The 18915-nt window shown below is 58.8% G+C and carries 22 protein-coding genes; 9 read left to right on the top strand and 13 right to left on the bottom strand.

Features of this window, described 5'->3' with window-relative positions:
• Window positions 1-43: 43 nt before the first annotated feature.
• On the top strand, window positions 44-913 hold the full coding sequence (locus ACNA0I_RS05765) for a tryptophan 2,3-dioxygenase (RefSeq protein ID WP_415805112.1): 870 nt from the start codon (window positions 44-46) through the stop codon (window positions 911-913).
• A 43-nt stretch (window positions 914-956) separates the two neighbouring features.
• Window positions 957-1334, top strand: coding sequence for a RidA family protein (locus tag ACNA0I_RS05760; RefSeq protein WP_415805111.1), 378 nt, complete (start codon window positions 957-959; stop codon window positions 1332-1334).
• A 331-nt stretch (window positions 1335-1665) separates the two neighbouring features.
• Here the strand turns inward: ACNA0I_RS05760 and ACNA0I_RS05755 are convergent, their stop codons facing one another.
• The 3 genes from ACNA0I_RS05755 to ACNA0I_RS05745 all read right to left on the bottom strand — a co-directional run bounded on the left by ACNA0I_RS05755 (window position 1666) and on the right by ACNA0I_RS05745 (window position 2811).
• Window positions 1666-2130: a DUF6644 family protein gene (locus ACNA0I_RS05755; protein WP_415805110.1), complete on the bottom strand. Its 465-nt coding sequence runs from the start codon at window positions 2128-2130 to the stop codon at window positions 1666-1668.
• Window positions 2130-2513: a DUF6152 family protein gene (locus ACNA0I_RS05750; protein ID WP_415805109.1), complete on the bottom strand. Its 384-nt coding sequence runs from the start codon at window positions 2511-2513 to the stop codon at window positions 2130-2132. Before ACNA0I_RS05750 ends, ACNA0I_RS05755 begins: the two co-directional genes overlap by 1 nt.
• 109 nt (window positions 2514-2622) lie before the next feature.
• Window positions 2623-2811 (bottom strand): hypothetical protein, encoded by a 189-nt coding sequence (locus ACNA0I_RS05745; RefSeq protein ID WP_415805108.1) that lies wholly within the window; start codon window positions 2809-2811, stop codon window positions 2623-2625.
• 205 nt (window positions 2812-3016) lie between these two features.
• On the opposite strand from ACNA0I_RS05745, the gene ACNA0I_RS05740 reads away from it, so the two are divergent.
• On the top strand, window positions 3017-3538 hold the full coding sequence (locus ACNA0I_RS05740) for a ferritin-like domain-containing protein (protein WP_415805107.1): 522 nt from the start codon (window positions 3017-3019) through the stop codon (window positions 3536-3538).
• Window positions 3539-3690: 152 nt separating this feature from the next.
• On the opposite strand, the gene ACNA0I_RS05735 is transcribed toward ACNA0I_RS05740, so the two are convergent.
• The 4 genes from ACNA0I_RS05735 to ACNA0I_RS05720 all read right to left on the bottom strand — a co-directional run bounded on the left by ACNA0I_RS05735 (window position 3691) and on the right by ACNA0I_RS05720 (window position 6819).
• Window positions 3691-4050: a DUF4148 domain-containing protein gene (locus ACNA0I_RS05735; RefSeq protein ID WP_415805106.1), complete on the bottom strand. Its 360-nt coding sequence runs from the start codon at window positions 4048-4050 to the stop codon at window positions 3691-3693.
• A 261-nt stretch (window positions 4051-4311) separates the two neighbouring features.
• A complete protein-coding gene (locus ACNA0I_RS05730) occupies window positions 4312-4716 on the bottom strand; it encodes a RidA family protein (RefSeq protein WP_415805105.1) in 405 nt (134 codons plus the stop codon).
• Between the two features lie 166 nt (window positions 4717-4882).
• A complete protein-coding gene (locus ACNA0I_RS05725; RefSeq protein WP_415805104.1) occupies window positions 4883-5518 on the bottom strand; it encodes a Vgb family protein in 636 nt (211 codons plus the stop codon).
• 80 nt (window positions 5519-5598) lie between these two features.
• Entirely contained in the window at window positions 5599-6819 is a 1221-nt protein-coding gene (locus ACNA0I_RS05720; RefSeq protein WP_415805103.1) for a helix-turn-helix domain-containing protein, read from the bottom strand.
• Between the two features lie 124 nt (window positions 6820-6943).
• On the opposite strand from ACNA0I_RS05720, the gene ACNA0I_RS05715 reads away from it, so the two are divergent.
• The 4 genes from ACNA0I_RS05715 to ACNA0I_RS05700 all read left to right on the top strand — a co-directional run bounded on the left by ACNA0I_RS05715 (window position 6944) and on the right by ACNA0I_RS05700 (window position 10568).
• Window positions 6944-7798 (top strand): DUF899 domain-containing protein, encoded by an 855-nt coding sequence (locus ACNA0I_RS05715; RefSeq protein ID WP_415805102.1) that lies wholly within the window; start codon window positions 6944-6946, stop codon window positions 7796-7798.
• Window positions 7795-8070, top strand: a complete 276-nt coding sequence (locus ACNA0I_RS05710) for a hypothetical protein (protein WP_415805101.1) — start codon at window positions 7795-7797, stop codon at window positions 8068-8070. Before ACNA0I_RS05715 ends, ACNA0I_RS05710 begins: the two co-directional genes overlap by 4 nt.
• A gap of 67 nt (window positions 8071-8137) precedes the next feature.
• Complete coding sequence (locus tag ACNA0I_RS05705; RefSeq protein WP_415805100.1) at window positions 8138-9361, top strand: pyridoxal phosphate-dependent aminotransferase; 1224 nt, start codon at window positions 8138-8140, stop codon at window positions 9359-9361.
• Window positions 9362-9422: 61 nt separating this feature from the next.
• Window positions 9423-10568: an alpha-hydroxy acid oxidase gene (locus ACNA0I_RS05700; protein ID WP_415805099.1), complete on the top strand. Its 1146-nt coding sequence runs from the start codon at window positions 9423-9425 to the stop codon at window positions 10566-10568.
• Between the two features lie 123 nt (window positions 10569-10691).
• Here the strand turns inward: ACNA0I_RS05700 and ACNA0I_RS05695 are convergent, their stop codons facing one another.
• Window positions 10692-11894 (bottom strand): M20 aminoacylase family protein, encoded by a 1203-nt coding sequence (locus tag ACNA0I_RS05695; protein ID WP_415805098.1) that lies wholly within the window; start codon window positions 11892-11894, stop codon window positions 10692-10694.
• A gap of 136 nt (window positions 11895-12030) precedes the next feature.
• Entirely contained in the window at window positions 12031-12435 is a 405-nt protein-coding gene (locus ACNA0I_RS05690; protein WP_415805097.1) for a winged helix-turn-helix transcriptional regulator, read from the bottom strand.
• Between the two features lie 123 nt (window positions 12436-12558).
• On the opposite strand from ACNA0I_RS05690, the gene ACNA0I_RS05685 reads away from it, so the two are divergent.
• A complete protein-coding gene (locus ACNA0I_RS05685) occupies window positions 12559-13407 on the top strand; it encodes an SDR family oxidoreductase (protein ID WP_415805096.1) in 849 nt (282 codons plus the stop codon).
• A gap of 103 nt (window positions 13408-13510) precedes the next feature.
• Here the strand turns inward: ACNA0I_RS05685 and ACNA0I_RS05680 are convergent, their stop codons facing one another.
• The 3 genes from ACNA0I_RS05680 to ACNA0I_RS05670 all read right to left on the bottom strand — a co-directional run bounded on the left by ACNA0I_RS05680 (window position 13511) and on the right by ACNA0I_RS05670 (window position 16726).
• Window positions 13511-14506 carry a Bug family tripartite tricarboxylate transporter substrate binding protein gene (locus ACNA0I_RS05680; RefSeq protein ID WP_415805095.1) on the bottom strand — a complete coding sequence of 332 codons (996 nt, stop codon included), beginning with the start codon at window positions 14504-14506 and terminating at the stop codon, window positions 13511-13513.
• A gap of 105 nt (window positions 14507-14611) precedes the next feature.
• Window positions 14612-15562: a dihydrodipicolinate synthase family protein gene (locus ACNA0I_RS05675; protein WP_415805094.1), complete on the bottom strand. Its 951-nt coding sequence runs from the start codon at window positions 15560-15562 to the stop codon at window positions 14612-14614.
• A gap of 39 nt (window positions 15563-15601) precedes the next feature.
• Complete coding sequence (locus ACNA0I_RS05670; RefSeq protein WP_415805093.1) at window positions 15602-16726, bottom strand: mandelate racemase/muconate lactonizing enzyme family protein; 1125 nt, start codon at window positions 16724-16726, stop codon at window positions 15602-15604.
• A gap of 142 nt (window positions 16727-16868) precedes the next feature.
• Between ACNA0I_RS05670 and ACNA0I_RS05665 the strand changes: the two genes are divergently transcribed.
• Window positions 16869-17750 carry a LysR substrate-binding domain-containing protein gene (locus ACNA0I_RS05665; RefSeq protein WP_415805092.1) on the top strand — a complete coding sequence of 294 codons (882 nt, stop codon included), beginning with the start codon at window positions 16869-16871 and terminating at the stop codon, window positions 17748-17750.
• 92 nt (window positions 17751-17842) lie between these two features.
• On the opposite strand, the gene ACNA0I_RS05660 is transcribed toward ACNA0I_RS05665, so the two are convergent.
• Window positions 17843-18745 (bottom strand): hypothetical protein, encoded by a 903-nt coding sequence (locus ACNA0I_RS05660; RefSeq protein ID WP_415805091.1) that lies wholly within the window; start codon window positions 18743-18745, stop codon window positions 17843-17845.
• Window positions 18746-18915: the final 170 nt, after the last annotated feature.

Below are 18915 nucleotides of genomic sequence, written 5' to 3'. Positions count from 1 at the left end.
TAGAACGCTGATAACCCCCATAACTTTTTGAAGAGAAGACTTCATGAATACTGCGACAGTGCAGGAGTGTGAGACTTCGTCTAAAGAGGTTCCGGATTCGGACTTGTCGAACCGCATGTCCTACTCTGGCTATCTCGACCTGGAACGATTGCTGGCTGCACAGAAGCCGCTGTCGGAGTCCCCCGACGAAATGCTGTTTATTATTCAACACCAGACAACTGAGCTTTGGATGAAGTTGATCATCCATGAACTTTCTTCCGTAATTGCCGCCATTGGCCAAAACCATGTCGGACTGGCCTGCAAGAGGCTATTGCGAGTTTCGCGGGTGTTTGAGCAGCTTAATGACGCTTGGGACGTGCTGCGAACCATGACTCCGAGCGAATTTCTACGTTTCCGTGGCGCGCTTGGGCAGTCGTCGGGATTCCAATCCTGGCAATACCGCGCGTTGGAGTTTTTAGCCGGTAACCGCGATCTGGCACGGCTGAGCCCGTATACCAACGACCGGTACGCAAGCACCCGGCTTCGGGAAATCCTGAATGAGCCCAGTCTTTATGATGAGAGTATCCGTCTGTTGGCACGGAGCGGGTTCGAGATAGGACTAAATGGGGAGCGAGAGTCGTGGAGCGAGCGCAGGCCCCCAAACGAGACTGTGCTGAGGGCCTGGAAAACGGTCTATGACGCACCCGACAGCTATTGGCAGCTCTATTTGCTCGCAGAGCAGTTGATTGATTTCGAGGACCAGTTCCGCCGATGGCGCGTTAATCACGTCAGCACCGTCGAACGCGTTATAGGTATGAAGCGGGGAACCGGCGGCACGGACGGAGTTTCCTATCTGCGAAGAGGGCTGGATATCGTGCTTTTCCCAGAACTGTGGCAGGTTCGCACGCAACTGGAGGCTGGCGCCGACCATTAATCCGCGCCTGTGAGATGGCTCTTTCGATAAAGGATGGCATTCATTGAAGAATCAGATAGACATGGGGTTGCCTGAACCCTCTCAGCCCTTCGCCTGGGCAATATCTTCGGGAGAGTTCCTGTTCACCACCCACGGTCCGGTACTGGCTGATGGCCGCATTTTACAAGGATCAACAGCCGACCAGGCTCATTTAACGTTTCAACATTTTCAGTCAGCTGCCAAGGCGGCAGGCGGCAGCATGGACGACTATGTTCAGCTGCAGATATTCCTGACAGACCGAGCCGACGTAGCAGTCGTAGATGAGATCTACAGGCTGTATTTTCGGCCGCCTTATCCTAACCGGGCGACCGTTATAGTTGCGGGCCTGGTGGTCCCGGAGATGAATATTGAGGTGACGGGAATTGCTCGGATCGTTCGGTAGAGTGGGGCCGCTATGTCGTGCTGGTTGTCCCCGCGACCTCAATCGTTCGAAGGACGCCAACATCGAGCTGACCAGAACCGGCAGTCCCGACGTCACCATCAAAGGGCGTGACAGCAGCAGAGACCGTTTGGAGTCTAAAGTTGAAGAAAGAGGGCTTTGCGGAAAGTGGATACTGATTTACGCAAAGTTCCCCAAATCCATTACTTTACATAATATACATTATGCGGTTATTGGATGGGTATCAAGCAGACCTCGTCTCGACCGGATGAAAATCGCCGCCATGTCCCTTTCGACTGGTTTTCGTATGGGTCGTGGTTAATTACCCAGCGAACTACAAAAAACCAATCCAACGTCCCGCAATGATGGCGCCCAACCAGAGAAACAGCGACACAGCCGCGTGCAGTTTCACTCTGGCTGGTGTCGACTCGCTTTGCAAGGCCCGGCTCCATGGGCCCCCATAATGCAGCCACAGAGCATTCAGGATCCCCAAGGCCAGCAATCCCAGTTTGGCGAGAAACGCGGAATTATCCAGATAGTCCTGAGGATTGACGGCGAACAGGCACACTCCTGTTAACAGCGCTGCTATGAGTCCCGCAGCTGCCAAGCGCGACAGATAAGGTCCTGCCGTAGCCAGTGGCAAGGTACGTGCGGCTCCTAACAAGCGCAAGTCCAGCGCCGCGATAGCGCCAAACAGCAGGCCAATCGACGCGATATGCCCCGCGTTGACCAGCAAATAAGCGGTGCCGGAACGCCGCAGCATACCGGCCAGAGGCCAGCCAGCTATCCAGTCCAGCATTATTTTTTAATGCGGTCCGGATAGATATCGTAGGTTTTGCCGCCTACGGTGATTTGCACGGCCTTCATGCGTTTTTCCGCATGGTCCTGCGCGCGGTTGCCCGTTGCGGTAATCGTATCGCCCGGTTTGGCGGATGATTCATCAAATCCGGCGCGGCTGGTCTGGTTGGGATTGCCCAGCTCTACGCGCCATAGACCATCCTGAGTTTCGACATCCAGCCAAGGATGCGGCGGCGCGACCTGCACTTGCTTGACCGTGCCAGTAAGCTTGATTTGCTCGGCGTCGGCCCATGACCAGCCGTGATGAGCGAGCGCCTGGGGCATGGCGATGAAGACAGAGACAGCCGCGCATAGAGTGCTGGCTGCGATGATGCGGTGAGACATGACGACACCCTTTTGACGTTGTGCTTCACTATCCATCAACTGGCAATGAGTCGGCGCCAGCCGGCATGTAAAAGACTATAGCGCAGTCTTTTTTGCCACCGTGTTTCAGTTAGTCGTCTTTTCCGCGCGTCGGTTTTTCATAGGCGTCTCTGCCGGACCGAGTGCGCTCGCCACCAGCAGGATAGCCGGAGTCGCTATAGGGGTCGGTGTTGGGCTTTTCCAATGGCTTTTTCCGACGAAGCTCCTGCAATTTTTCACCTAGATGTTCGGTTTGACCTTCGGGTTGATGAGGGCTCATTGAATGCTCCTGTTGACGACGGACTCTTGAAACCCTGTTTGATCGCAAGCGCCATACCCAAACATGCTTCAGGCAGTGCATCAGCGCAGATACACCACCGATTTACGCCGCGCTTGAAACGTCAGAATTCGTGTCTGCTCGGGAACGCCGGATGCTGAGGAGCTTGCGCAGACCACATTCATGATGGCCTGATCTGGAGATTGCTATGGAACGAAATGACTCAAAGGCAAGCGAGCACCTCATGGACTGGCTGAGGGATGCGCACGCCATGGAAGAACAGGCCGAAACGATGCTCAAGAGCATGGCCTCGCGTATCGAAAACTACCCTGACCTGCATCAACGTATTCAACGCCACATCGAAGAAACGCGCGAACAACAGCGTCTGGTGCGCAGTTGCATCGAGCGGCGCGGCGGCGATACCTCGATGCTCAAGGACCTGACCGCCAAGGCGATGGCGACTTTTCAGGGATTCTCCGGCGTCTTTGCGTCCGATGAAGTAGTGAAAGGCAGTCTGTTCAGCTTTGCTTTTGAAAACCTTGAAATCGCTGCGTATAGCCAGCTGAAAGAAGCTGCCGCGTTCGTGGGCGATGTGGAAACCGCCGAAATCTGCGAAAGGATCCTGCTGGAAGAACGCGCCATGGCGCAGTGGCTGGAGCACAACTCCCCTGCCCTTGTCCGGCATTTTCTAGCGCGTGCACAAAACCCCGAGGCGCAGGCAAAGCGATAACGGCATTACCTGTGGCCGGCGTGGAGGCTGCGCTGCGTGTGTTGCTTCGTTTATTAATTGATCGACTCAGGGCTGGCGGCATGGGAGGATCCACCGGGATCCGTGCCCCATATATCGATCAGACTGCATAGGCTTTCTACACAAAACATCCATCAACCGTGTTGTGCAACGGGGTATTCCTGTTCGCCGTACGTGATCAGCCCTTGCGCCTTGGCGTCGGCCAATTCGCTGCGGACTTCGGCACGGCTCTTGTTGCTGGCGATCGCTGCGGGCACCGGATATGGGGCTTCGCCATCGCTGATCTGGCCAGCGGCACGAGCGGCTGCCAATTCGGCGCGAACGTCTGCGCGGGTCTTGGTGTTGACAATGGGTTCAGGCAACGGGGACGGCGCTTCGCCGAAGCTCGCCTCGTTTGCCGCGAGCTGGGTCAGTGGCTCGCTATTGCCACCGTCAGCGTTGGCGGTGCCGATCAAGGCGGAAAAAACGATCAAGCCGGTCAGTGCGATTTTCATGGTGATACTCCTCGTGAATGATGGGAAAAACTTGGGTATCAGCCCAGGCTGTTTACTTCCCGGACTGCGTTCACGAAGATTAGTCAGACTTGCGCACGAGCAGAAGCCATCCGCCTGACACTTCAGAGTTGTGTGTATGGAAACAATGGATCGCGGCTGAGCTTCGGCCTTCGAGAGTTCAACGCAACGATGTCGCGTATTGGCCTGGCAACGTGACGCACGGTTTTTGCACCCACCGACTGCTGGCGGGTGCGCGCGCGTTCAGGCCGCTGCAGCCTCAGGCAGCTTGGCGATCACTTTGATTTCGAACTGAAAACCGGCCAACCAGGTAACGCCGACAGCCGTCGCAGTCGGATATGGCGCTTTGCCCCAGAACTCCGCGACCACAGCCCAGGCCCGTTCGAAATGCGTCTGCGGGTCCACCATGAACACCGTCACATCGATCACATCGTCGAAAGTGCATCCGGCCTCGGCGAGAATGGCATTGAGATTTTTGAACGCCAGACGAATCTGGTCATCAAGATCCGGCTCGGGAGAGCCATCGAGCCGGCTACCGACCTGGCCAGACACGAACAACAGGCCATTGGCTCGGATTGCGGGGGAATATCGGTGTAGTTCGTACAGGGCGTGGCGTTCGGCCGGAATAACAACGTCGCGGGTGCTCATCTGACAAATTCCTTAAAGTAATGGCAGGTGGAGCCACTATATAAGGCCGTCAATTGCGGATAAACTAGTCAAAAACAAAAACATTATTCGAGCAAACGGGATAATGTTGATGAGTCTCTACATTGGTTCGGCGCCCTGTACGTATAGCGCGTCCCGACCCCGCCGATCATTTCGGGCGATGAACGACGCGCAGCTTGCCGCTGCCGCCACCGCCGCAAAAGAAGCGGCCGTCGCTGCCTGCCTCTAAACCCGATACACCGGTGCCGACCGGCATCTCTATCGTTTCGATGATCTCACCTGTTTCCGGGTCGATCCTTCTCAGGTCGCTTTCTTCGCCTTCCCACGTCCCGTGCCAGAGCTGGCCGTGCATCCACGTCACGCCGGTCACGACACGATTGGATTCAATGGTTCGCAGGATTTTCCCGGTATCCGGATCAATCTGATAGATTTTCCGGTCACGATACTGGCCAACCCAGAGCGTGCCCTCTGCCCAGGCCAGCCCGGAGTTATTGCCTGAATCCCCGGGTGCCGGGATCGTGGTGAGTACGCGGCCGGTCGCCACGTCGATTTTCCGGATGTGTTCGCCGGTGATCTGAAAGAGGTGCTTGCCGTCGAACGCCGTTCCGGCATCGCCCTGGACATCAATCTGGCGCACCATCGCGCCTGTGTCGGGATCGAATGCGTTGAGTTTGTCTCCCGAGGCGAACCAGACGAGTTGCCCATCGTAGGTCACGCCATGGACTTCGCCTGCGCCCTCGAATGGGCCGTATTCGCGGATAATTTCGGCTTTGGAATGTTTCATCTGTTGCTCCGGGTTCCGCCCGCTCAAGTAGCAACTGCCACATGAGGCACGCTGGTTGATTAGGTTCTGACCAAGATAGTCTACTTATCGTGTAACAAGTCCGGGAGTAACAAGGCTGTCGGGAATCCTGGCACCGAAGCAACCGTCCAGCGACGTGCCCTCCCAGCACCGTAGGCCTGCACTTTGCCTGCTGCGCACAGCGGTTCCAGCGCCCGTTGAACGGTGCGCGCGCTCATGCCGAGCGCGATGGCCAGAGCCGAACTCGACCACGCCTCGCCGTCGGCGAGCAGCGCCAGAATCGCCGTGTTTCGTTCGTCAACAAGGGGCACCAACACCACAACGGGCTGCTCATCGCAAGGCGTCAGCACGAAGCCGCGTTTGGTCGCCCCAAGTTTGGCTATCCCCTCCAGCGCCACGCGCAGACGCCCTATTTCCACGCGTAGGCGCGCCCGATGCGATTCGTCAATGTGTTTGGCCCGAAACGCCCGCAGCAGCAGAGTTTCTCGGGCAACGTCGCCCGGCGAGGCTTCGCCCAGGCAGCGGGCCAAGGTGAACAAGACCGGCCGCTTCGCCAGCCGCACGATCGCGTTGGGGCCGCGTACCAGGCCGCGGCATGCGTCGATGACGAGCGCCCCGGATGTCAGTAACGACTCGACCTCATCGAGCAAGACGAGACGCTTTACGCCGCAGGTGATAGCGCATGCAACCGGCTGGTCGAGAATACCTGCTGCCTGCTGGACCTCTGCTGTCAACGCAGGAATATCTGCCTGCCGCGCGGCGTCGGCGGCCTGGATAAACGCCGAGCGCGCGGCAGCCGTGTCCAGGCGGCGGACGGCGATGCCTGCTAGCGTCAGCTCCACTGCCGCTCGCAACGCGGGCGCCAACCTGCCGGGATCCACATTGGAAAGGGCCTGCGCCGCCTCGTCCACCCTGCCGGTCAATAACAGCCGGCGGGCCGCCAGATTGCGCGCATGGGCGGCGTTCATGAGATCGCCAGACGTTTGCAGCACCGTATACGCAGCATCCAGGGCTGGGACGGGCCAGTTCAGGTTGCGTGAGACCAGGGCGATCTCGGCCTCGGCGACGATGCAGCGTGCACGGGCGACCTGGTCTGTCTGGCCGAATGCCTTCGCGGCACGCTTGAGCAGCGCCTTTGCGCGGCTGAAATCACCCAACTGCGCCATGGCGATGCCACGCAGCGCCAGCGCTGCCGGCTCTTCACGTAGCGCGACGTGGTTCAGGGCGTCAAGGACATCGCCCCTGGCCAGGGCTTGCGCCGCCGCCCGAATCAAAGCGTCCATTGGATTCCCGTCACATTTGTCACTCCCATGATGTCGAGGCCTGGTGCGACCATGGTATCCACCCCTGCCCTGACAGGTCGATGATGCAGCGCAGTTTGTCAATTAGCCAACGAGGAATCAAGCCATGAACGAGACCACAGTCCCCCAGACCGACAGTGCCAAAGTCAACGCAGGCGATCACCGCATCGTTTCCCGAGAGGACTGGATTGCCGAACGTAAAGCCTTGCTGCGGCGCGAAAAAGAACTGACGCGGTTACGCGATCAGTTGGCGGCAGAGCGCCGTGCCCTGCCCTGGGTTCGTGTCGAGAAAGAGTACGTGTTCAATACCAATAAAGGCCCCCGCAGGCTGATCGATCTATTTGACGGCCGTCATCAGTTGATTGTCCAACACTTTATGTTCGCGCCCGGATGGGAACAAGGCTGCCAGAGTTGTTCCTACATGGCCGACCATACCGACGGGATGACGACCCATCTGGCGCAGCGTGATGTGACGTTTATCGCGATTTCGCGCGCCCCGCTGGCGGATATCGAGCGTTTTCGTCGACGGATGGGATGGAAATTTAACTGGGTCTCATCCCATGGCAGCCAGTTCAATTACGATTTCGGCGTGAGCTTCCCGCCGGAAGACGTCGCGCGGGGAACGCTGCAGTACAACTATGGCGATTGGCCCTATGCGTACGAGGAATGGCCGGGAATCAGTGTCTTTCTGAAAAGCGACGCAGGCGAAGTTTTCCATACGTACTCCTGCTATACGCGTGGCGTAGAGATCATGATGGGCACGTATAACCTGCTGGATATCACGCCCAAGGGACGCGATGAACGAGAGGTGGAGAACAAGATGGAGTGGGTGCGCCACCACGATCGCTATCAAACGGAGCCGGCGCAAACCGCGGCGTCCGCCGGCACGGTCGGGGAGCTGCTCGATACCGCCAAATCGGCGTGTTGCCACGCCGATCTCACCAGTGAGGCAAGAACATGAGCCCGCTCAGTCAAAGCGAATGGCCGGATGCGCCTCCTGCACTGGAGGCGCGTGGGGCCGCCCTGCGGATGGCCCGTTGGTTACACCTGGCCGCTGCCCCGACCTTCGCAGCCATGGCGGCGCTGACGTTTCTGCTGGGCGGCGACGCACAGCCGATGACCTGCCTGGGCGGCGATCCTGCCTCGCCTATCAGCGGAATGGGCCTGATGTATTTGCTGATGGGCGTTTTCCACGCGGCTCCGTGGCTGAAGTTCGTCGCGTACCGGAGGTAAGACGGAGACGAACCCTGCCAGGCGATGGTTTATTATTGCGCGCGAGCCTCTCTCTGGAAATTTGCGCGTGAAAACCATCGATAAATCCGTCAAGCTGAACAATGTTGCGTACGACATACGCGGTCCGGTCCTGGATCGCGCCCGGGAAATGGAAGAAGCCGGGCAACGTATTATCAAGCTGAATATCGGTAATGTCGCCGCGTTCGGGATACAACCCCCGGACGAAATCATTCAAGACATCATCCGCAACGTGGCCGATTTCGCCGGCTATACCGATAGCAAGGGATTGTTCGCGCCGCGCAAGGCAGTCGTGCACTATATGCAGAGCAAGGGCGTGCACGGCGTCGACGTCAATGACGTTTATCTGGGTAATGGCGCATCGGAACTGATCTCGATGAGCATCAATGCGCTGTTGAACGATGGCGATGAACTGCTCATCCCATCCCCGGATTTTCCGTTGTACACGGCGGTGACGGGTCTGTCCGGAGGGCGCCCGGTGCATTATCTGTGCGACGAGAGTTCGGATTGGATGCCCGATATCGCTGACATTCGCGCCAAGATCACGCCTCGCACCCGCGGCATCGTCGTGATCAACCCCAACAATCCCACCGGGGCGCTGTATTCCCGCGAGGTACTGCTGGACATCATCCAGGTGGCGCGCGAACACAATCTCGTCATCCTGTCGGACGAGATCTACGACAAGACGATTTACGACGATCTGGCCCACGTCAGCATGGCGTCGCTGGCGGACGACGTGTTGATTTTGACCTTCAACGGCCTGTCCAAGAACTATCGTTCCTGCGGGTACCGTGCGGGCTGGATGGTGGTCTCGGGGGACAAACGGCCGGCGCAAGGCTATATCGAGGGGCTGAATATGCTGGCCTCGTTGCGCCTGTGTTCGAACACCCCGGGCCAACTCGCCATTCAGACGGCGCTGGGCGGATACCAGAGCATCAATGAACTGGTCGGTCCCTCCGGCAGACTGCGCCGGCAACGCGATTTGGCCTATGATCTGCTCACCCAGATTCCCGGTGTCAGCGTGATGAAGCCCAAAGGCGCGCTGTATCTGTTCCCGCGGCTGGATCCGGCGGTTTACCCGATACAAGACGATCAGCAATTTGCGTATAGCCTGTTGGACGAGGAACGTGTCTTAGTGGTCCAAGGCACCGGCTTTAATTGGGCCAACCATGACCATTTCCGGATGGTGTTCCTGCCGAACGCCGACGACCTGACCGAGGCAATCGGGCGGATTGACCGGTTCCTGGGCCGGATACGCAAGGGCGCCGTCTGAGGATAGGACTCTCTCTATCCTGATTCAAAAATAACCCCATCGAGAGGAGACCTCAAACGCCATGCGCCTGCAAAATTGCCACAATTTTCACGATTTTCGTGAGCTTGCAAAACGTCGTCTGCCTGGGCCGATTTTCAATTACATCGATGGCGCGGCGGACGACGAAGTCACATTGCGGCGCAATGCAGCGAGCTTCGAGCAATGCGATCTCGTGCCCAATGTGTTGCGCGGCGTAACGGACGTAGACCTCTCGGTCACGGTGATGGGACAGAAACTGGCAATGCCGGTGTATTGCTCCCCTACTGCGCTGCAGCGCCTGTTTCACCACGATGGGGAAAACGCGGTCGCGGCCGCAGCGTCGAAATTCGGCACGATGTTTGGCGTGTCCTCGCTGGGTACGGTCAGCCTGGAGCAGATACGCAAAAGCTATAGCGGCCCGCAGGTCTACCAGTTTTACTTTCATAAAGACCGTGGCCTGAATCAGGCGATGATGCAGCGAGCGAAGGACGCGGGCGTCAACGTCATGATGTTGACGGTCGATAGCATCACGGGCGGCAACCGCGAACGTGATTTGCGCACGGGTTTTTCGATTCCATTCAAGTTGAACCTGGCTGGTTTGACGCAGTTCGCTGTGAAGCCGGCCTGGGCACTGAACTACCTGACGCACGAGCGTTTTCGGCTGCCTCAGCTCGACGAGCATGTGGACATGAGCGGCGGCGCGATGTCTATCGGGCGATATTTCACCGAAATGCTGGACCCGGCGATGACCTGGGATGACGTGGCCCAGATGGTGAAGCTCTGGGGCGGTCAGTTTTGCCTGAAGGGCGTCATGTCCGTCGAGGACGCCAAGCGTGCGGTGGACATCGGCTGCACGGGCATCATTCTGTCCAACCACGGTGGACGTCAATTGGATGGATCACGTTCGGGCTTTGATCAGCTGGCCGAGATTGTCGATGCAGTCGGCGACCGGATCGACGTGATGATGGACGGCGGCATACAGCGCGGTACGCACGTGCTGAAGGCGTTGTCGTTAGGCGCCAAGGCCGTGGGTATTGGCAGATTCTATCTCTACCCTCTCGCAGCGGCCGGGCAACCGGGAGTCGAGCGTGCGCTGGGTCAACTGCGCACCGAGCTCGAGCGCGATATGAAGCTCATGGGCTGCACGTCAGTGTCGCAATTGACGCGCGAGAACCTGCGATTCCGTTGAACGATAGCTCCGCGTCTCGTGTGCGCGAATCCGCGCGGTCTACGTTAGTCGCTAACGTAGACCTGTCCGGTAAACCTCAAGCTCTGCGTCTATCCGACGAGTCGCGCTTTCGCCGATACGCCATCACGTCGCGTCAGCATCGATTCGCAAATAGGTTTCCACCAGACGGCTCCAATACGCCGCACCGATGACCAAGTTGTTGTCGTTGAAATCGTATTTCGGGTTATGCAAGCCGCGGCCGTCAGTCGCAGGGCCGTTACCCAGCCGCACAAGCGCACCAGGACAACGCTGCAGCATGTAGGCGAAATCCTCGCTGCCCATCAATCGCTTGGTTTGAGGCACGACCTGGTCAGCGGGCAACACCATACGTGCCACCTCGATCGCGAGATCGTTCGCAGCGGCATCATTCACTAATACCGGGTAGCCTTCGACATAATCGATGTCCGCCGTGACGCCTTGCGCGATGGCCGTAGATTGCACGATCTCGATGATGCGTTTCTTCAGTAGCGCACGCACGTCCGTACTGAATGACCGGACGCTGATGCCTATTTCGGCCGAGTCCGGAATGACATTGAGCGCCTGGCCGGCTTGCAGCCGGCCCACGGTGACGACTGCCGCCTCGTCGGGATCGACATTGCGGGAAACAACGGTCTGCAATGCGACCACAATGTGCGCCGCGGCGACCAAAGGATCTGCCGCTTGGTGCGGCCGGGCAGCGTGTCCCCCTACTCCCTTTACCTTGATGAATACCCGGTCGCCGGCTGCCATGAAGGGGCCTTCGCGAAACAGCATCTGCCCCTGCGGCATACCCGGGTGATTATGAATCGCAAAAACATAGTCGCAAGGGAAGCGCTCAAACAGACCATCGTCGAGCATAGCGGTTGCGCCGCTGTCAAAACCACGCTCTTCTGCCGGCTGGAAAATGAGATGCACGGTGCCGTCGAAACGGCGGGTCTGCGCAAGATGTTTCGCTGCGCCCAGCAGCATGGTCGTATGGCCATCGTGACCACAGGCATGCATGACGCCGTTGTGTTGACTGGCGTACGGGAGGCCAGTTTCCTCGAGGATAGGCAAGGCGTCCATGTCGGCGCGGATACCGATACTGCGAGTGCTGGAACCCGATCGCAAGGATCCCACTACGCCGGTTTTGCCCACGCCCGTGGTGACCTCGTAACCCCATTCTTTCAGTTTTTCCGCCACCAGTGATGCCGTCGCCTGCTCGTTGAAAGCCAGTTCCGGATGCTGGTGAATATGATGCCGCAGCGTTCGCAATTCGGCGTCAAAGGCATTGAGGTCTGAGATCTGGGAGTTTTTGATAGTGGACATGGAAAAGACTTGAGACGATGAAATCGTTGTTTAGGTTACTTCCAGATGGTATCGGGTGCAAAACCGGCAGGGGCCGAAACACTTACCCAGGAACAAACAAAGAACCAACATGGCGCCGCTGTCGCTCGCGTTGCATTCAATCTACCGAAGAGGCCTTATCGAGGATCCGTGGCAGGCTGAGCTCCAGCCAGTCCACCAAGTCTCGCACTTTTTCCGCCGCCTCGACGCCGATCGGCGTCAATGAATACTCCACATGGGGAGGCACGGTATTGAAAGCGCGCCGATTCACCATTCCGTCGGCTTCGAGCCATTGCAGTGTCTGGGCCAGCATGCGCTCGCTCACGCCGCCGATCTGGCGGCGCAGATCGCTGAATCGCAGGGTCCCCGATTGGAGAGCAATCAATACGAGTACGCCCCAGCGGCTCGTCAGATGCTTGAGAATCGGGCGCGATGGACAGCCCGCGGCCATCACGTCGCCGCGACGCAGTTTGGCCGAAAGCGATTCCGCAACGGGGGATTTGGAGGAACGGGGCTTAGACATTCAGGTGATGAGCTCACAACAACACAATGAGTGTAGTCCCTTAACTAACATTTTTGTACGTACTTACTAAAAATAAGTATTGCCCCTATAGTGTGTTCACCGCACATCTCTTGGAGTCGCACCATGACCATCGCAATCACTGGCGCTACAGGCCAGCTAGGCCGTCTCGTTGTTCAGAAGCTGAAAGAAAAAATCAATCCTGGAGATATCGTAGGTTTGGTGCGCAGCCCCGAAAAAGCCGCCGATTTGGGCATCACGGTCCGCGCCGCCGACTATACGCAGCCCGCCACACTGGAGGCCGCGTTGCACGGGATAGACACCCTGCTGCTGATCTCGGGCAACGATATCGGGCATCGCACAGCACAACACGCCAATGTCATTGACGCAGCCAAACAATCGGGCGTGAGGCGGATCGTCTATACCAGCCTTTTGCGCGCCGATACATCACCATTGAGCCTCGCGCCAGAGCATGCCCAGACCGAAGCGCTCTTGAAGCAATCTGGTCTGGTGTACACCATCCTGCGCAACGGCTGGTACACCGAAAATTACACTGGTGCTATTCCCCCTGCCCTCGCCCACGGCGCGCTTTTTGGCAGCGCAAAGGACGGCAAAATCTCGTCCGCGCCCAGAGTTGACTACGCGGATGCCGCCGTGGCAGTGCTGACGGGTGCGGAGCATGATGGGAAAGTGTATGAGCTCGCGGGCGACACGTCGTACACATTGACCCAACTGGCCGCGGAGGTCTCCAGGCAGACAGGCAAGGACATTCCCTATCGGGACATCCCGGAAGCGGACTACGCTGCCGCGCTCAAGGGCGCGGGTCTGCCCGACGGACTCGCGGCCGCCATCGCGTCTTGGGATGTGGGGGTGTCTCACGGCGCGCTATACGACGATGGCAGGCAACTCTCGAAACTGATCGGCCGGCCCACGGGCTCACTGCAGGATGCTGTTGCTGCAGCGCTGAAAGCCTAAAGCCCTCGATCTGGCGCGCATCGACAAATCATCGTCCGCCCGCTGACCTGCCCAGCCAATGGGACATCAGCGGGCGACGTATCGTGCAGCATCAACGCTGTCGCTATTCCACCTTCGTCCCGGTGGACTTCACCAGATCGCCCCATTTCGCGATTTCCTTTTTCTGGAAAACCGCGAAATCATCTGGTGACATCGCAGACGGTATGACGCCCATTCCCTCCAGGCGCGCCTGCATATCGGGTGAATGGATGATCTGCGCGAGTGCTTGATACAGCTTGTCCACGATGGGCCGCGGCGTGCCGGCCGGCGCAAAGATCGCTTGCCAGGCTTGTACCTCGTAGTCTTTGACGCCCGCCTCTTGCATCGTGGGCACCTCGGGCAGGCTTTTCAGGCGCTGCGGCGAGGTCACGGCCAACGCGCGCAGGCGCCCGCCTTTGACCTGCGGTACGACCGTCGGTCCCTCGAACATGAAGTCGACCTGTTGCCCGATCACGTCCGGGATGGCCGAGCGCCCCGAATATGGCGCGTGCACCAGCTTGATGCCCGCTATCTGCTCCAGCAAGACACCCGACAGATGTTGTGTCGTACCGATCCCGGAAGACGCATACGAGATCGTGCCGGGTTTTTCGCGCGCGGCGTCGATGATGTCCTGGACCGATTTGAATCGGCTTTCGTTGGATACGACCAACGTATTCGCATTCATGCCGATGATCGTGATCGGCTGAAACGATGCAACGGGATCGTATTGCATGTCCTTGAACAAGCTGGGGTTGATCGCATGGGTCGCAATGCTGGCGCCCAATAATGTATAGCCATCAGGCGGTGCCTTGGCTACATAGGCCGACCCGATCATTCCGGTCGCGCCGGCGCGATTTTCCACCACGACATTGTCCTTGAGCGCTTCGCCCAGTTTTTGCGCCATGATGCGGCCCAGCACATCGCTGTTGCTGCCGGGCGCGAAAGCAATCACGTAGTTGATCTGTTTACTGGGCCAGGTGTCTACCGAGGCTCGGACGGAACGCGGGGTGATACCGAATGCACATGCGACTGCACTGGCAACGCCGGTCAGCCCGGCGGCCACGAAGGTTCTGCGATTCATGGGTGTCTCCTCCCGGATCTCGTTCCGGGTTGGTGTTCAGGATGCCGGCGTCGTCCTCCGGCCTCAGGGGTGATGCGTAGACATATTGCTTTTCTGATAGATGCGCTACTTGGGTAATGCCAGTGTCTGCACGCCCGGGATTTCAAAATTCACAGACGCCAGGCCGTCCTCTAGCGACACGCGTTGCGCGGCCGTCAACTCGACGAGCGGCGGTCTGACCGTGGCCCAACCCTCGTCACCCGCTCGTTGCGCAATGGCGGCCTTCATCGCGGGGATCATGGGGAATTTCTGGAACACATTACGGACGGCATCCAGGCCGGCCTGCAACGCGTCGGCGTTGTCGCTTTGCCATTCTCGATACAGCTCGGCGATGGGGCCCGGATTGACGTTGCCCGTGGCGGTGATGCAACCGACACCGCCGCCTCGCAGCGTACGCAGCAGGAATGTCTCGCTGCCTGCAAACACGTCGAATCCTTGCGGTTGGAACGTCTTGAGCATGGCTTCGGTGTTGCTCCAGTCGCCGGAACTGTCTTTGATGCCGGCGATATTCTTGGGATAGGCCTTCAGCAAGCGCTCGATCAACCCCATACTGATACCGACCTGCGCGACGGGCGGGATGTGATACAGATACACGCGCAGGTTCTCGTCGGCGACTTCATCGATCACCTGTGCGAAGGCTCGATATAGTCCTTCGTCGCTGACGCCTTTGTAGTAGAACGGCGGCAGCATCAGTACCCCGGCACATCCCGCTGAGACCGCATGCCGAGTCAGCTCGATCGCGTCGGGTAACGCGCATGCGCCGGTGCCAGGCATCATGCGGCCGGCGGGCAACCCTGCTTCTAACAAGGCATCAAGCAACGCTCGTTTTTCGGCAACGCTTAGCGAGTTTGCCTCCGAGTTGGTGCCGAATATCGCCAGACCCACGCCCTGCTCCAGCAGGTTCCTGCAATGCGCCACAAAGCGCGGCGCCGACGGTGTGTAATCAGGATTGAACGGTGTCAGTACGGGAGAAAGCACGCCACGCAAACGCGGCGTATCAGGAATCAATGCAGGCATGATCGAGCGGGCTCCATCGGAAAGTCAGTTGTGAACGCGTCAACGCACGGTGCGCCATTGCCCATAGCGCTCGACCATGGACTCATCGAAATCAAAGCCCAGACCCGGGTCTTGCCGCAACAGTACCCGGCCATTTTTGTGTTCGAGCTGACGATCCACCAATTTGCGGAAATTCAGCACCTGATCGTCCCAGAAAAACTCGACGTACCGCGCGTTGGGTGTGGCGGCGACCAGCGGGGCATGCAGATCGTGGAACCAATGGGGGCATACGATGACGCCGTAGCTCGCGGCCGTCGCCGAGATGCGCCGCCATTCGGTAATGCCGCCGCAGACGGCCGCATCATGCTGCAAGATCGCCGCGGCGTTCTTGTCCAGCAATTCCTTGTGATACCAACGGCCATAGCCGATCTCGGCCGTCGCCACGGGGATGTTGGTGAGCGTGGCCAGTTTTGCATGGCTGTCTACGTCGTCGGGCGAAAACGGCTCCTCGATGAAATACGGGTTGTATTGTTCGAAACGGCGCACGTACTGCATCGCCTGCGTGGTATCTACCCAGGCATTGTTCATGTCCATCATGATTTCGACATCCGGCCCCACTGCCTCGCGCGCGGCGCGCAAGCGGGCTTCTTCTTCGGCAGGCGATAGACGGCCGGATTTCATTTTCACGGCGTTAAAGCCCTTGGCCACATAGCTGGCCATTTCCTCGCCCAGCATTTGCGGGGTCTTGCCGTCGAGGTAATAACCGCCGCTGGCATAGGCCGGCACCGAGTCCAACTCGTATGCGCCCAGGAATCGATGCAGCGGCAATTGCGCAGTGCGCGCGTTCAAATCCCATAGTGCCGTATCCAACGCACTGATGGCACGCATCACGGTGCCGGCACGCCCCTGCAGCAGGGATTCCTGGTACATGTTCTGCCACAGGCGTTCGACCGCGTGGGAGTCCTGGCCGATCAGAACCGGCGCGAGCAGTTGCTCGACGGCGTTGACGAACAACTCGCCCGCGGCGCTGCCGACATAGCAGAATCCGATGCCCTCGACACCGTCTGTCGAACGCACTTTGACCAGGCCGTAATAGCGCGTGCTGACGGTACGGGTGGAAAACGAAGTGACTTTGTCCAGCGGGACGGCGGCGGCGCAAACGTCGACGGAAAGAATCTTGGGCACGTGGGGCTCCTCAGAGTGGGCATACAGAAGAAAGTGTATGGATGTATTCTGGACCGGTGAAAGAAAAAGAAAAATAATGTTCTGGCATTTTGTGAAGTTATAAAATCCATCTTTTTAGTCGCTGCGATAGCGTCTGGCGCCCATGGACACACGATTCCTGCAGAGCTTCATTTATGTGGTGGAAACCGGATCGATCGCCGGTGCCGCCCGCCGGCTGGATCTGACGCCAGCATCGGTCGCACAGCGGATCAAGGCGCTGGAGGCCGACGTAGGCAGTCAATTGATCGTACGCGCCGGACGTACGGTCAAGCCCACGCTGGCCGGCAACCGCATCCTGCAGCGCGCGCATACGGTATTGAGCGAAGTCCGGGATCTGCGCTCTGCCGCCTCGGAAACCAATTTGCCGGCGGGCCCGTTACGTCTGGGAGCCACGCCGACGGGCTTGACGCACATCCTGCCCGGCGTGCTCAAGCAGTGGGTGCAGGCCCATCCTCACATTGAGATCTATATCGAACCTGCGCCCACCACGGTGCTGTATCGACGGGTGCTCGATGGCCATCTGGACGCGGCCGTCATGGTGCACCCCTTGTTCGATCTGCCCAAAAGTTGTGCCTGGCACGGACTGCGTAATGAGCCTTTGACCTTGGTGACGCCTGCAGAGATGCGTGTGCGAGATCCGATCAAGACGCTGGCGGCCGAGCCTTTCATTCGATACGACCGCCAAGTCGTCGGCGGCAAACTGGCCGATGATTATCTGCGGCACCACGGCGTACGCCCACGTGTGCGTTTTGAACTCGACGGCATTGAATCGATAGGCAGGCTCGTGGCCGAGGGGCTGGGTATTTCCATATTGCCCGACTGGAATGTCGGCGGGCCGCCCGATATGGCGATCACGCGCTGGCCCCTGCCTGCACCGCGGCTGGAGCGGCAGGTCGGCATTATGTGGACCCGTGCGAACGTGCGCGCGCAATTGGCGCAGGCGCTGGTAAGCCTGGCCGCGCCCTTGTTTCAGGCCACGCTCTGAACTGTCAGCCGTTCTGCGGTCGCCATCCATTCCTCGGATCCGCGCCGGAGCAACGCTGCAGCAGGTAGGCGAAATCGTCGCTGCCCATCATCTTATTGGACAAAGTCGCGATGATAAGCGTCCGCCAGCAGCACATAGCCCTTCTCGCAGCGAATCGCCATTACCGGGGCCAACACGTGCCCGGACGCCAGCAACAGTTCCGTCTCATCCGCAATACCCGGAGCTGCGCTGCTATCAAGTACGGCGCCACGTGCCTGCCGCGTACGGATCGCCAACATGATGGACGCCGCTTGATCTTCGATCGTGGGGTTGCTTAAATCCGCCAGTGCGTGGCGCCGCAAAGCTTCCGAGCGCCCGCTCCTATCAGCAAAGTCAATCGCGTAAACAGGGCGTGTGGAGGGGTCTCCTCCCGCAAAATCCGCCGCCGCTTTGGGGTCGAAAGCCGTGCTCAGAAACCCGTCGTACATTATCGGTTGTCCTGACAGAAATGCCCTGACGTAATCGCGGCCCGCGACCCGAGTACTCATGGCGGCGGTCTCACCGTCGCTAATTGCTCCGATACCTTTCATCACGCATGCGTCGGCAATAGGAGGTCCTGCTTTGAGGAACTTATCCAGCAAGCGCGCCTCCCGTTGCAGCTCATCGTCATTTTCAAACCGCGCCATGACGTCTTGCGGCGTGTACTCGACTCCGGCACTACTGACATAACGCAGTAGAAATTCTTCGCACCATTGCTGTACTTTTTCATCGTCATCGGTCGGGTACTGGCCCGGCATGGACGCATGCAAAAAATCGCGTAGCGTTTTGTGCCCGCATATGATTGCGCTCATCAAGATGTGGTCGCCACAGCTGCGATAGTTATCTACTGCGTACTTCAGGTCAGAACCATGCGGATCGGTGCGCCTTAGATGCTCGGCAGTCGCAGCACTTTGTTGCTGCAACAGTTCGAGGGTAAACGGAAATTTGCCCAGCATCAGCGCATTGATGTCCGCCAATCTTTCCTGCGCAAAGGCCCGGTTGCCTTGGCTGTCGGCCAGGATCGCCCGAGTCGCCTCCGAACTCGGCGGCCCACTTAGCGCAAATCGCTGCGGCCCCTGGCCCACAGGCGATACCAGGCGTCTGGCAAAGCGCAGTGGCGAAAGCGGCGCGGAAACGAACTGGCGGT

It is taken from the genome of Bordetella muralis (assembly GCF_965139205.1).
Taxonomy (GTDB): domain Bacteria; phylum Pseudomonadota; class Gammaproteobacteria; order Burkholderiales; family Burkholderiaceae_B; genus Bordetella_A; species Bordetella_A muralis.
This window is presented reverse-complemented; position numbering and strand designations above follow the sequence as displayed.